Here is a 12,823-nt window from a genome sequence, read left to right on the forward strand (position 1 = left end):
GACGCACCCTACGACTTAACGGTGCGTCAGTTTGGAGATTGTTGATTTTTAGTGGTAATTTGTAGGGTGCGTCAGTTCGGAGATTGTCGATTTTTAGCGGAAATTATGCGAACTGACGCACCCTACGATTATTACATTTTACCCGGTGTTAGCAAAATTAGCTGTTTTGATAAGATCGATCGCACTTCATCCAATCCCATCTCCACATCCGCCAAAATCTCTCCCACACTTCTGGTATTGCAATTTTGCAAAAACTCAAACTCAGCACTTGACAAATTGACCAATTGATAATTGCAATCAAACACTTGATCGCTCGGCCAACCGTGCATACAACCACTCAACTCTGGAATTGCCGCCAAAAGTGCCTTATCGTCCGACCAATCAATTTTATTAACAGGCTTTTTGCCCAAGAAAAACTCGTAATGAGTGATTTCCGTATCCAACAATTCAATTAATCGATAAAGCTCCCGTTCCGTCAAACCCCGAGCTCTTTCTATCAATTCCGGCGCTTTCCCCAAAAGTCTTTCTAACTGCCAATATCCCGGATTTGAGAAACCAATAAATTCCAATCCCGAAGCATCAATTAACTCGAACAAAGTCTCAATATTGTAATCAATTTCCTGCGGGTGAACGTACATATCAGCAAAACATTCGTCCCGCTGATTTTCTCCTGCCCAACGCTGCTTTTCGTACTTGACAAGACGGTTGTTTTCTGGTAAAGAAGCAAAGATTTGACGACCGACTTTCACACCATCGGGATAGTCACCTTTTTGCGGGCCTTGGAGAAGCCCGATCGCCCTTTGCATCAGTTGAATTTCCCAGCGTCCGAGCTCAGCATACACAAAAATGTGCATCAAACCGCCCTCTGCCAACTTCGCCGCCAGCGCTTGAATGCCCCGGATTGGATCGGGTAAGTGGTGCAGCACGCCGACGCAGTTAATCAAATCGAACTCTCCCTCTAACTCGGCTGCATCGTAGATGCTGAGGTGGCGAAAATCAGCTTCTCGCGCGCCAGATCGGCGACAGCGTTCTTGTGCTACCTTCAAAGCACCTGCACTCAGGTCGATCGCCGTCACCGAAGCTTCAGGATTGAGGTGAATCAGATAATCAGTGCTCGAACCAGTGCCGCAGCCAGCATCTAAAATCCGAATATCGAGTTTTGGCGGCTTTTTCCCGGTGCAAAAATTGTAAGCATCAGGCCAACTCCAGCGCCAGTTATACCCCGGGGGCGGTTCATCGGACAAAGGATCGGGCGGGAAAGGGAAAGTATCGTAAAGCCGCCGCACGGCAGCGCTGATATCAGGCGTAGTATCCATAGGTGAGGTAATACGTGGGTTTTGAGATTGGTTGTCAGTAGCTACGGGGTAACAGCGCTAGGCCATGCACTTCTGTTGCTGCGTTACTCGCAACCAAAGTGTCGCTTCGTCAAGTTGGGCAAGCCTGAAAGAAAGGGATCTGGCGATCGACTAACCCCTGATAGCCAAGCCCTGACAGCTTCTGCGTAATAAAACTTATCATTTTTTCTCATATACGCTCTCTTAAATCTATACAATAAATCTCGGCAGGCTTTTTAACAAACGAGGACTGTCAATAACCCACCGCTACCGCTGAGCTTTCGGGTAAAGCGGAGGCGTCTTTAAGCAGAAAGTTAAAGGCAAGAGAAAAAGGCAGAAGAAAATTTTTGATTTTCTTTTCCCTTAATTGACGGCACTTGCTGCGATCGCCCAAAGGCAACTCTCCTGCCAAGTCTTTGTTTCCACGGGTTTACGGGCGGAGCTCCGCAGAGGGAGTGCCTGCCTGCCTTCGGGTCGGACATTTCCCGGCAGGAAGAAAGATGAAACCAAAACATTTTAATCTAAGAAAGTAAGCGCGCCCGAACCTCGTGATAGGTAAAGGCAAAAAGTAAACAAAGCAAAAATACCTACTTGAACCTGCATGAGAAGGCAGGGTTAGTCTGGGTAAATGCTACAACGATTTAGATAGGGAGCGAAGGAGTCTAATGACTGTAAAGGCAAGTGGTGGAAGCTCGGTTGCGCGTCCGCAACTATATCAAACTGTACCGGTCGCAACAATTTCGCAAGCAGAACAGCAAGACCGCTTCCTACAGCGGGGCGAACTCAGCGAACTGGCAAGTTATTTCAGTTCAGGGGCTCTTCGGATCGATATCTCTGCGACGCTGACCAAAAACTCGGAACTCATAGTATCCCGCGCAGCCAACCGGATTTTTACCGGCGGTTCCCCGCTGGCATTTTTGGAAAGACCACAAGAACCTGCGATGGCTATGGCAGGTGCGGCTCGCGGTGGCTCGGCGAATGTCTCTGAAGGCATGAAACTGGGAAATGTCACCTACGTTGAAGGTCGCGCAGGCGGCGGCAACGGCTCAGGCGGCGGTGGTTTCTTGGGGCTGGGAAATCTGTTTTCTGGCAACGGTGGCGGCTACAGCGGCCCAATCCCAGCAGGATTTGGGCCGATCAATGTCTCGCGCTACGGCCCGGGCAACATGACCAAATCTCTGCGCGACTTGAGCTGGTTTTTGCGCTACATCACCTACGCGATCGTCGCGGGCGACCCGAACATTATTTCGGTGAACGTGCGCGGATTGCGGGAAATCATCGAAAATGCTTGCTCTTCGGCGGCCACAATTGTGGCAATGCAGGAAATGAAGGCAGCATCTTTGGGCTATTTCAGAAACAATGCAGAGGCAAGTGCGATCGTCGGACAGTATTTCGACGTAGCAATTACCGAATTCAAAGCTCCGACACCTTCAGACAAGGTGCGGCAGCGCGAAAGCAACGACCAGCAAGGGCTGCAACTGCCTCAAATCTACTTCAACGCAGCGGAGCGACGGGCGAAATTCGTCATGAAAACCGGCCTGTCTTCGGCCGAAAAGCAAGAAGTAGTCAAAGCAGCTTACCGCCAAGTATTCGAGCGCGACATTACCCGCGCATACAGCCAAAGCGTTTCTGACCTGGAATCCAAGGTCAAAAACGGCGAAATCTCGATGAAAGAGTTTATCCGCCGATTGGGTAAATCTCCTCTGTACCGCCAGCAATTCTACGAGCCGTTTGTCAACAGCCGCGCTGTAGAATTGGCAGCCCGTCACTTCCTAGGTCGCGGTTTGAGCTCGCGGGAGGAATTTAGCAAGTATTTCGCGATCGTCACCAAAGGCGGCCTGGCAGCCCTCGTAGACGCGATGGTTTATTCCCAGGAATATTCCGACTACTTCGGCGAAGAAACGGTGCCTTACCTGCGCGGTTTGGGCCAAGAAGCTCAGGAATGTCGCAACTGGGGCCCGCAAATTGATTTGTTCAATTTCAGCGCTCCGTTCCGCAAGGTTCCTCAGTTCATCACTTTGTTCGCAGGCTACACTCAGCCGCTACCAGACCAGCACGTTTACGGTGTTGGCAATGACCCCTTAGAAATTCAGTTCGGCGCGATTTTCCCGCAAGAAACTCGCAACCCCAAGAGCCGTCCGGCTCCCTTCGGCAAGGACACTCGCCGCATCCTGATCCGTCAAGGTGCGGGGATTGAAAACCAATTGAGCAACCCGGAAGCCCGCGGCAAGGCTCCCGGAACTCTCGGCCCCAAGGTCTTTAAATTAGACCAGTTACCAAGCGGCTATGTGGCTTCCAAGAAAACTGCCCGCGGTGTCTCTAGCAGCTACAGCAACAGTTCTAGTGTCAAATATACCGAAAGTTCCACCCAAGCGGTGATTCGGGCAGCTTACCTGCAAGTGTTCGGTCGCGATGTGTTCGACGGTCAGCGCCAAAAGGTGGCGGAAATTAAGCTGGAAAACGGCGACATTCCGATGCGCGAGTTTATTCGGATGTTGGCGAAGTCTGACGTGTTCCGCAATATGTACTGGAGCAAGCTTTACGTTTGTAAGGCGATCGAGTACATTCACCGCCGACTCCTGGGACGCCCTACCTACGGCCGCCAGGAAATGAACGCTTACTTTGACATTTGTGCAAAGAAGGGTTTCTACGCGCTTGTTGATGGAATCATCGACAGTATGGAGTACAACGAAGCTTTCGGGGAAGATACTGTCCCCTACGAGCGCTATGTGACTCCCGCAGGTTTGTCGATGCGGACGATGCGATCGGGTTCCTTTGGTGAGAAAAAGGTCAACCTTGAGGCGGCGACAGAAACACCTCGGTTTATCGAACTGGGTGTTGCGAGCAATCTCGGCGATATCGAGTTACAAAATCGCCTCGCTCAAGGTGTCAGCAAGCGGCGCGAACAAACTAAGATGTTCAAGCTGACGAATACTTCGGACAAAGTAGCTTTGAAAATTTTAATTCAAGCTGCTTACCGTCAAATTTTTGAGCGCGACTTGAATCCCTACGTCGTGAAGAATGAATTCACGGCGCTGGAAAGCAAACTGGGCAACAAGGAAATCAATCTCAAGGAGTTCATTGAGGCTTTGGGTTGCTCGTCGCTGTACGTCAAACAGTTCTACGCACCTTATCCCAATACTAAGGTGATTGAGTTGGGCACGAAGCACTTCTTGGGCCGCGCTCCCCGCAATCAAGCGGAGATTCGGACTTACAACCAAATCTTGGCAAGTAAAGGGATTAAGGGCTTTATCAACGCGATGTTGAACAGCGTTGAATATGCTGAGGCTTTTGGCGAGGATACTGTTCCTTACCGCCGGTTTCCGACTCTACCGGCTGCTAATTTCCCGAATACTGAAAGACTGTACAACCAGTTGACTAAGCAGAATGGTGAGATTGTGGTTCCGAGTTTTGAACCGGCGGCTGCTACTGACAGAAGCTAATAACAAACTGCAAGAAAATTGAGTTTGTAGGTTGACAAAAATTCCTCGCTATGGTAATGCTGTAGCGGGGAATTTTTGGTAGAGGGCGATCGGGCATTGAGAATTTAGTTAAAATGAATCCAAAGGGAAATAACGAGCAATCAAATCCACTGCAAAAACTCCGCACTACCCCTACAACCTCAGAGGCTAAATTAATTATTCAAAATCCAGAGACTTGGCTACCGCGTGCAGAAGCTATAGCAGTAGATAAAGTTCAGAAAGTGATGAATGACCTTTACAGGGAGGGAGCAGAGTACGGTGATGGAAGTTGTGCTTTCATGGTAATGAAGGAACAATTTGAAGGAGGCGTAGGAAATCCACCGCAGTCGCTAAAAGATAGCACCCTCCACGCTGGAAAGTGCAAGGAGTACATTAAGGGACTTCGGAAGCATTTAGCAAAGTTGTCCTCTGAGTTGCCCTCTGAGGCAAAGCAAAAAATTGAGCAGGAAATTGTCAAGATGGAAGAGGCGCTAAAATGGGCTGAAGACTACCGCAACAGCGATGAACCGGAGATTCCCAGATGGGCAAAAACTTGGAAAGAACTATTGGGGAAATAAGTAATGCTTAAGTTAGACAGCAAACGTAGTCGTTATGTAGGAATGGATTGGCAAAGCAAGCAGCATCCATTTGCGATCGAGCCGAATGACTCTCTAATCTGTTGCGATTTAAGAGGTTGTATCTTTGATAAACTAGATTTATCGGGATGTGAGTTTTTTGGTTGTCGCTTGAATGGAACATCTTTTCAAGGAGCGACTTTACATGAAGCAAAATTTATTGGCTGTTTTTCTGATGAAGGATCTCGCCCAACGGATTTTAGAAATACGATCGCAGAAAGTGTATCAGTAGAAAATTCTCACATAAACTTTCTATCGGAAGAACATCAGCCTAATTTTCAAAATAGTTTTTGGGGTGATGATTTAATCTTGGGAGATTCTATCCCAAATGTTTTGAGATGGCCTTCGGAAGTAGCAAAGGCTGCTGCTGATACACTCTCAGAACGCAATGATGTTAGATACAATGCTACTGTAAAACTGGGAGAGTTAGATAATCCAGTTGTTGCTCCTCTACTAGGTTGCTTGCTTGCTGACAAGGAATGGGATGTAAGGGCGATCGCCCTCGAAGTATTAGGGAAGCTACGACATCAGGAATTTGAGTACGGTGACGAAGTATTATTAGAGTGGATGTTTTTGTGTTTGGGAGACCGCCATTCGATCGTGCGGCAGACAGCGGCTGAACTTGTAGAAACTATTTCACCGCCGGAGCGCGTTTTGTGGACTTCCATGAATAGAATGGTTGTAGGTGCTTCTGATGAGGAGCGACTGCGGGGTTTGCTGGCTGCTATTGAACTCTGTGAACTCGATGATAATTATGTTGATTTATTGGGTCGGGAAGTAATTGATTCTCTACTTGTAGATAGAGGATCTGAAGTTCGCAGCGAATCCGATCGCCTGCTTGAGATTATTAGCGATCGGGCGTTATTGTAGATACCCGACTTCTTGAAGAAGTCGGGTATCTACAATAATTATTGAAATTGGCAAAATTCTAACATCCGTTTGATTTTTGGTAACTATCTGTCAGATTTTCTGAAACCCACCCAGATGCCATTGCTAACACCCTGTTCAGGTTTGAGGACAAGTGTCAAGCAATTTTATTTCACCCAATCTGCACACAAGTAGTCGGGAAGCACGCTAAAGCCAAATCCGCATTCCACGGCTTGTCCGATCGCTCTAAAATCGGGAATAATGAGTTTGGGTTGAACGTCGATTCTTCGGCCAAACACCGCGCGCCAAAAGCGGCGGGCGATCTCGGCAATTATTCGCTGCAAGCAATCCAAGGTTGAGTTAACAGTCATTGAGAAAGTGGGTTTAAATCTGCTTGACTGATTCCTTCAGAAATCGGAACGATCGGGGCTAATTTTACTAAAGTTGCTAATTTTTAGGCTCATGTTGTTGCTAGCGAGAGGCTCGTCACAGGCCAAAACCCCGCTTCAGCAGCAGGTGTCGGTCACAAAACGGTAGAAGCGATAAAATTAAGTAGAAAAAAATATCACACCGAGAAACCCGGTTTCTTAAACAACACCTTCGGGCCTAACTAAGTCAAAATACTCTAATAAAGTAGGTTGGGTTTCGCTTCAAAAGGGCCCCACATACTGTGAAAATGGCGAAGGTATTATTAAAAAAACCGGGTTTCTGGATACCTAATTACTACCTGTTTTTGTTTTTTCGGTTAACCGTACTCGAATAGCCACTTTGATCCGAGAACATTACTGCCAAATTTTCGTCTGCGATCTCAATAAAGTTGCGCTCGCTGTACGCAGATAAATTACTAGGTTATGGGTATTAGTTGATTCTATTGATTCCCAGTACGCAAAAAATAAGTATAATTTCGGAGTGCTGGTTTAGGGACGCATCAAGATATTGAACGTCTCAGAAAATAGCAAAATAAGTTGATAATTTGTGCTGATTATTACCATAGCGAAACGAATAAGCTATTAGGGCATAATGTAGTTTTGAGCGAACAGGGTATGGAACTAAATTTACAGAAATTTTATAAAGCTTGCAATCCCAGCTACACGCTAGCAGTAGCAAATCTAGAAGACCGACAATACTATATCGATTTCTCCTCAGTGCGGGGCGGCACAATTGTAGAACAATTGGAGCGCACCATCAGCCGTCTGTCCCCCGACGCACCTACCTGTCAATTATTCACCGGTCACATCGGCTCTGGTAAATCAACAGAATTGCTGCGGCTGCAAGCTCAATTGCAGCAGCAAGGATTTCATGTTGTTTACTTTGAGTCGAGTAAAGACTTAGACATGGCAGATGTAGATATCACTGACATTTTGTTGAGCGTGGCTCGTCAGGTGAGCGAAAGCATCGAGAAGATGAAAATTAAGCTGCAACCGACGGGTTTTAAAGCTTTGCTCAAAGGGGTTGCTGATGTTTTTCAGACTCAAATAGACTTGAGGGCTGAGGCTAATGTCCCTGGTTTTGGGGAAATAAATGCCAGCACGGAGGGAGAATTTTCTCTGGCGTTGGGAATTGGCAAAATTACTGCTAAGGCGAAAGATGCTCCGAATCTGCGATCGGAGTTGAGGCAATATTTGGAGCCGCGAACTAATGTAATTTTAGATGCGCTGAATAAGGAGTTGCTAGAACCGGCTAACAAAGAACTAAAACGCCAAGGGAAACAAGGACTTGTGGTAATTATCGACAATCTCGATCGCATACACCTGTGCGCGAAACCGACGGGGCGGCTTCAGCCGGAATATCTGTTTGTCGATCGCGGCGAGCAGTTGGCAAGACTAAATTGCCACGTCGTGTATACAATTCCTTTGGTGCTGATTTTCTCTAACGATTTGGGCCAGTTGACCAATCGCTTTGGGGTAGATCCGAAGGTTTTACCGATGGTGCCGGTGCAGTTGAGCGACGGTTCTGAGTGCTCTGAGGGTGTGGAATTGCTGCGGCAGATGGTTCTGGCGCGGGCTTTTCCGACGGTGCAGCCGAAGCAGCGCTATGGTTTGGTGGGCAAAGTTTTCGACTCTGCGGAAACTCTCGATCGCCTGTGTCGAGTCAGCGGGGGTCATGTCCGCAATTTGCTGCAACTGCTGTATAGCTGTCTGCAAAAACAAGACCCTCCTCTGTCGCGGGAAACTTTGGAAAATGTGATCGTCCAGCGCCGCCACCAGCTTACTTTGGCGATCGAACCTGATGAGTGGAATTTACTGCGCCAAGTATCCGCTACCAAAACTGTGAGTGGGGAAACTAAATATCAAATCTTGCTGCGTAGTCTCTGGGTGTTTGAATACCGTTACGGCGAGGATTACTGGTTTGATGTCAATCCGATTTTGGCTGACGCCAAGGAGTTTCGGGAAACAGTTGACAGTTGACAGTTGACAGTTGATAGTTGACGGTTGATAGTCACTCGGCGATTGAAATCGCTTCTTGTCAAACAAAGTCCGCCTGCGCGGACTAAACAATAAGAGTCGCATGATAGCAATAACTAATACCAAATCTTGGTTAGCTAGCCCCTTGATTTCTTAGTCTGCGGAGGCAGACTTTGTTTTTATAGTAGCGGTTTCAACCGCCGAATCATAAACAATCAACAGTCAACTAACAAAAATGATTAAAGGCACTACTAAACTGCTGGGAGTAATTGGTCATCCCGTCGAACATTCTCTGTCGCCGGCGATGCACAATGCTGCTATTTCCCACTTGGGAGTCGATTTTGTTTACCTGCCGTTTCCGGTAAAACCAGGGGATTTAAAAGCTGCTCTTGCAGGATTTGCGGCGATCGGCGTTCGGGGATTTAGCATCACGATTCCGCACAAACAAGCAATCTTGCCGCTGCTGTCGTCCGTTTCCCCGATCGCCCGCTCGATCGGTGCAGTCAATACCGTATACCTGACTGATAAAGGTTGGTGCGGCACAAATACTGACGTAGAAGGCTTTCTCGCGCCGCTGCAAACCCCCCCAACCCCCCCTTACCAAGGGGGGGCTAAAGACGCGACCTCTCCCTTAGAAAGGGGCAATACGGCTGTCGAATCCTGTCCCCCCCCTTACCAAGGAGGGGCTGTCGAATCCTGTCCCCCCCCTTACCAAGGGGGGGCTGTCGAATCCTGTCCCCCCCCTTACCAAGGGGGGGCTAGGGGGGGTTCCGATTGGAGTCAGAAAGTAGCGGTAATTTTGGGGAATGGCGGGGCGGCGAGAGCTGTTGTGGCTGGATGCGCTCAATTGGGATGTGCCCAGATTCACGTTGTCGGTCGCAGCGAACAAAATTTAGCAGAATTTCAGCAGAGTTGGGTCAATTCTCCGATGCCCGTGCAGAATTTGCAGGTGCATACTTGGGAGAAATTGTCAATGTTAGTCTCGCAGGCAGATTTGCTGGTGAACACGACGCCTGTGGGGATGTATCCGCATGGGGAAAAGTCGCCGGTTGCCGAGGGTACGCTCGATCGAATTTCAGCAGGTGCGATCGTCTACGATTTAATTTACACCCCTAATCCTACCCAGTTTCTCAAAGATGCACAGCAAAGAGGGGCGCGAGCTATTGACGGACTCGAAATGCTAGTTCAACAAGGAGCAGCCGCCTTAAAAATTTGGCTGGATAAAGAATCCGTCCCCGTTGATGTAATGCGCCAAGCCTTGCGGCAGCATTTAGGGCTAGATTAATGCCATTTGTTAAAAAAGTAGCTGTAGTTTTCAGAATTCCTATAACTAGGAATTTCAGCCTGAATTCGCGCTAAGCTGAGAGTTAAAATATACTTGCGCTGCCATTTATGAAATTTCGAGCTATCAGCCTTTTTTTTGCTACTTGCCTGATCGGAATTTTTAGTTTGGTATTCACTCCACCTGCTTGGGCTCTGACGCAGATTAAACTTTCGGATCTTTCTTATCACGAATGTCCGGCCGAAATGGCAGAAGGAACTGTCACCAGCGGCAGTTCTATGGAAGCTAATTGCTTTTTGATTACTGGAAAAGCTGAAAATAGCAGCGGCAAACCTGTTTTTGATGCTGATATTTTCGGCCGCGTTTATGATGCGGACGACAATCCGGTGATGCAAAACCGTACTCGTTTGGGGTCTATAGAAGAAGTTCCTCCCGGAGTTAGCGATTTTCAGATCAGAATTTCGGTTGCTGCCAATCAACGAACACCTTTGAAGCTCAAGCAATTTAAAGCTACAGGTTTTACAGGCGTGGTTCGCCGCTAATGAAAATATTTGAGATTTTAGATTGCTGAGAAAGAGATTTTGGGTTGGCTGCCCGTGAAACCGCGATGCAGTTTTCGATTTCCGATTGTTGTAAGATTTTAGATTGTTGAGTGGCTTTCAATTTGTCAACTGTAATATACAATGAACTCCCCAGCTTTTCAACCGGGGAGTTCATCTAAAAATCTCAAATCTAAAATTTAGTTGCCGGCAGCTATGTCTGCGAAACAATTTAGGCTAGATGCTTAAAAACTTAAGCTTTTCTAACTAAAAAGCTGTTTGCAAGTTGCCCAAAAGACCGATCAAGAATTCTGAGCCGAACTGAAGTACAAAAAATGCAATCAGCGGTGAAAAGTCAATCCCTCCCAAGGGGGGAATAATCGATCGGAATAGATTCAGGTAAGGGTCTGTTAACTGACTCAAAATCGAAAACGGGGGGTCGTACCAATTGATATTGGGGAACCAGCTTAACAGCACCCTAAAAATCATTAGGACTACGTAGATTTGCAGAAATGTGGACAGCGTGGTTGCCAAAAGGCCTATGGAATAACTCATATATTCTGGTTGAAGTTTGAGTAAAGTTTACAGACGCTTTAAGTCTAAGTTTAGCATAGGTGGGGAGAGGGGGAGAGTGGGAGCATCAGGCTGTTTGCGGGCGGTTATCCTGCCCAACCCCTACTCCCCACAAGAAAATTCACTCTTGGTGGAACAGGCCCGAAAGTCTGCGCGAGCGAGAATGGTACAAGATGTGAGTAAGCTGTGTTGCATCTAGATTGCCTATGGTATTAGAGAGGGAGAGGGTCCGATGGGGATCGGGGGAGATGATTTGACGATTGTTCGATCGGGACTCGAAATATACAATTTAAATGCACAACAGAGTAGCCGGAACCGATCTGCCAGACTAAGCTTTTGGGCATCTAGATTGTATTTTTGGGCGGGCGGGACACCGCACAATAATTTCATCGCGCCTTGACTGTAAAATTTAGATGCGCCTGGGCTTAATCTAAAATTTTAAATTGATTTAAGAGTCAGGGGCGATCGAACCATCGCCGCCCGGCGCTTGCGCGTTCCCGTTTACGTCGCCGAGTTGCAGCCGCACGTCATCTATTGTCTGATTTAGCTGGGCAATTTTATCTTCTAAACTCAGCCTTGCTACTTCCATCCCTTCGGCTTCGAGTTGGCTGGCTTTCCTCTGGCGGATTTTTCGGGTTTTTGCGTCTGAAGGTTCACTCAGCAAAGCTTCAGCAGCGCGCCGCGACAGCACCGCGCCCAAAACTGCACCCACCAAGCCGCCAACAGCAGCTCCGGCAATAAATCCCCCTGTAAAACCCTCTCGATTGCTCATGGCTCAACTCAACTGCGCGATATTTCCTTGATTTGTTTATTTTGACACTCTCTGAGTGAGAAACCGGGAGATTATTAGTTGTCAGGTAAGGCGAGAATTCCGACTTCTTGCTGGAAGCGAATTATTTCCAAAGATCGATCGCCATAAAGGTCTTCAATGTGCTCTAAGCAGCAGTCGATCGCGAAATCGTTCAATTGGGCCGGCTCAACGCCGTACATTTCCTCAAACACCTCCTCGTCTACCCGACAAAAGCGCGGTCGATCGGCATAAATTCCGCATTCTCGCGTCGATTTGTCAAAATTGATACACCAACCGTCATCTCCGACTAAGCTCAAGTAGAGCGCTAATTCCTCTGGTGATAAATACTCGTCTAAGTCAGGGCGTTCTGTTGGGTCGAGGTAACAACAAGCACCGCACTGCTTTACGCAACGCCAATTCGCCATAGTTCTATTTTAGATTTTAGATTTTAGATTTTAGATTTTAGATTTTAGATTCGGAGGATTATGTGGAAAATGCCAAACTTTAGGAGATTGGGGCTCTTCAAGTATATCAATTGCCAGCGCCGGAGGTGGCTATACCGAAGGGGCGGTGCGATTTTAGATTGTAGATTTTAGATTCGGATCGCTTTCCGGGAAGGGGCATCGAGTTCGCTGTTCCCTGTGACTGGGAGGTCGATCGTAGTTTACATTTTGTTGAATTTTGTAAACTTCCTTAAAAAATAGGGTCGATCGCCCGGTAAAATCAGAAGCGGATTTTCTAATTCAACAATCTAGACTTAATCACTACAGTCAGGAGGACACATGGACTTTATAACCGATCTTTTCAGCGGCCTGGGCGGTGTAAACTACCAACTCATTATTCAGGTAGCTTTACTTGCAGCAGTCGTGCTTTCGGGCCCGGTCGTGATTTTTCTGCTGGCAGCTAAAGGCGGCGACTTGTAATTATAGCACGTTGG

12 protein-coding genes are annotated in these 12,823 nt (G+C 47.5%); 7 read left to right on the forward strand and 5 right to left on the reverse strand.

Translation table 11 applies throughout. The annotated features are described in order from the left end of the window. Positions 1-131: 131 nt before the first annotated feature. Positions 132-1,316, reverse strand: coding sequence for a class I SAM-dependent methyltransferase (locus QUB70_RS22105; RefSeq protein WP_332983459.1), 1,185 nt, complete (start codon positions 1,314-1,316; stop codon positions 132-134). Positions 1,317-1,999: 683 nt separating this feature from the next. Here QUB70_RS22105 and QUB70_RS22110 point away from each other — a divergent pair. From QUB70_RS22110 to QUB70_RS22120, 3 genes are all read left to right on the forward strand, one after another. After that, positions 2,000-4,777, forward strand: a complete 2,778-nt coding sequence (locus tag QUB70_RS22110; RefSeq protein WP_332983460.1) for a phycobilisome rod-core linker polypeptide — start codon at positions 2,000-2,002, stop codon at positions 4,775-4,777. Between the two features lie 113 nt (positions 4,778-4,890). After that, positions 4,891-5,373: a hypothetical protein gene (locus QUB70_RS22115; RefSeq protein ID WP_332983461.1), complete on the forward strand. Its 483-nt coding sequence runs from the start codon at positions 4,891-4,893 to the stop codon at positions 5,371-5,373. 3 nt (positions 5,374-5,376) lie between these two features. Continuing rightward, the gene (locus QUB70_RS22120; protein WP_332983462.1) at positions 5,377-6,300 is read left to right on the forward strand and encodes a pentapeptide repeat-containing protein; all 924 of its coding nucleotides are present in this window, start codon (positions 5,377-5,379) and stop codon (positions 6,298-6,300) included. 164 nt (positions 6,301-6,464) lie between these two features. Here the strand turns inward: QUB70_RS22120 and QUB70_RS22125 are convergent, their stop codons facing one another. Next, the gene (locus tag QUB70_RS22125; protein ID WP_332983463.1) at positions 6,465-6,668 is read right to left on the reverse strand and encodes a hypothetical protein; all 204 of its coding nucleotides are present in this window, start codon (positions 6,666-6,668) and stop codon (positions 6,465-6,467) included. Positions 6,669-7,340: 672 nt separating this feature from the next. Here QUB70_RS22125 and QUB70_RS22130 point away from each other — a divergent pair. The 3 genes from QUB70_RS22130 (at position 7,341) to QUB70_RS22140 (ending at position 10,526) form a co-directional block, all read left to right on the forward strand. Further along, complete coding sequence (locus QUB70_RS22130) at positions 7,341-8,705, forward strand: P-loop NTPase fold protein (protein WP_332983464.1); 1,365 nt, start codon at positions 7,341-7,343, stop codon at positions 8,703-8,705. Positions 8,706-8,937: 232 nt separating this feature from the next. Continuing rightward, the gene (locus QUB70_RS22135) at positions 8,938-9,987 is read left to right on the forward strand and encodes a shikimate dehydrogenase (RefSeq protein ID WP_332983465.1); all 1,050 of its coding nucleotides are present in this window, start codon (positions 8,938-8,940) and stop codon (positions 9,985-9,987) included. A 107-nt stretch (positions 9,988-10,094) separates the two neighbouring features. Further along, on the forward strand, positions 10,095-10,526 hold the full coding sequence (locus QUB70_RS22140; RefSeq protein WP_332983466.1) for a hypothetical protein: 432 nt from the start codon (positions 10,095-10,097) through the stop codon (positions 10,524-10,526). Positions 10,527-10,790: 264 nt separating this feature from the next. On the opposite strand, the gene QUB70_RS22145 is transcribed toward QUB70_RS22140, so the two are convergent. The 3 genes from QUB70_RS22145 to QUB70_RS22155 all read right to left on the reverse strand — a co-directional run bounded on the left by QUB70_RS22145 (position 10,791) and on the right by QUB70_RS22155 (position 12,311). Further along, the gene (locus tag QUB70_RS22145; RefSeq protein ID WP_332983467.1) at positions 10,791-11,078 is read right to left on the reverse strand and encodes a YggT family protein; all 288 of its coding nucleotides are present in this window, start codon (positions 11,076-11,078) and stop codon (positions 10,791-10,793) included. A gap of 466 nt (positions 11,079-11,544) precedes the next feature. Continuing rightward, positions 11,545-11,868 (reverse strand): hypothetical protein, encoded by a 324-nt coding sequence (locus QUB70_RS22150; protein WP_332983468.1) that lies wholly within the window; start codon positions 11,866-11,868, stop codon positions 11,545-11,547. A gap of 74 nt (positions 11,869-11,942) precedes the next feature. Beyond that, a complete protein-coding gene (locus QUB70_RS22155) occupies positions 11,943-12,311 on the reverse strand; it encodes a YkgJ family cysteine cluster protein (protein ID WP_332983469.1) in 369 nt (122 codons plus the stop codon). Between the two features lie 357 nt (positions 12,312-12,668). Here QUB70_RS22155 and psb30 point away from each other — a divergent pair, with 357 nt between their 5' ends. Then, positions 12,669-12,809 carry a photosystem II reaction center protein Ycf12/Psb30 gene (gene psb30, locus QUB70_RS22160; RefSeq protein ID WP_332983470.1) on the forward strand — a complete coding sequence of 47 codons (141 nt, stop codon included), beginning with the start codon at positions 12,669-12,671 and terminating at the stop codon, positions 12,807-12,809. Positions 12,810-12,823: the final 14 nt, after the last annotated feature.

Origin of the sequence: Microcoleus sp. A003_D6 (assembly GCF_036702825.1) — a bacterium.
Lineage (GTDB): Bacteria > Cyanobacteriota > Cyanobacteriia > Cyanobacteriales > Microcoleaceae > Microcoleus.

Coding starts and splice junctions, on each gene's coding strand:
- QUB70_RS22115 (WP_332983461.1), top strand. CDS start 4,891: ATGAATCCAAAGGGAAATAACGAGCAATCAAATCCACTGCAAAAACTC.
- psb30 (WP_332983470.1), top strand. CDS start 12,669: ATGGACTTTATAACCGATCTTTTCAGCGGCCTGGGCGGTGTAAACTAC.
- QUB70_RS22130 (WP_332983464.1), top strand. CDS start 7,341: ATGGAACTAAATTTACAGAAATTTTATAAAGCTTGCAATCCCAGCTAC.
- QUB70_RS22105 (WP_332983459.1), bottom strand. CDS start 1,316: ATGGATACTACGCCTGATATCAGCGCTGCCGTGCGGCGGCTTTACGAT.
- QUB70_RS22155 (WP_332983469.1), bottom strand. CDS start 12,311: ATGGCGAATTGGCGTTGCGTAAAGCAGTGCGGTGCTTGTTGTTACCTC.
- QUB70_RS22135 (WP_332983465.1), top strand. CDS start 8,938: ATGATTAAAGGCACTACTAAACTGCTGGGAGTAATTGGTCATCCCGTC.
- QUB70_RS22110 (WP_332983460.1), top strand. CDS start 2,000: ATGACTGTAAAGGCAAGTGGTGGAAGCTCGGTTGCGCGTCCGCAACTA.
- QUB70_RS22140 (WP_332983466.1), top strand. CDS start 10,095: ATGAAATTTCGAGCTATCAGCCTTTTTTTTGCTACTTGCCTGATCGGA.
- QUB70_RS22125 (WP_332983463.1), bottom strand. CDS start 6,668: ATGACTGTTAACTCAACCTTGGATTGCTTGCAGCGAATAATTGCCGAG.
- QUB70_RS22150 (WP_332983468.1), bottom strand. CDS start 11,868: ATGAGCAATCGAGAGGGTTTTACAGGGGGATTTATTGCCGGAGCTGCT.
- QUB70_RS22120 (WP_332983462.1), top strand. CDS start 5,377: ATGCTTAAGTTAGACAGCAAACGTAGTCGTTATGTAGGAATGGATTGG.
- QUB70_RS22145 (WP_332983467.1), bottom strand. CDS start 11,078: ATGAGTTATTCCATAGGCCTTTTGGCAACCACGCTGTCCACATTTCTG.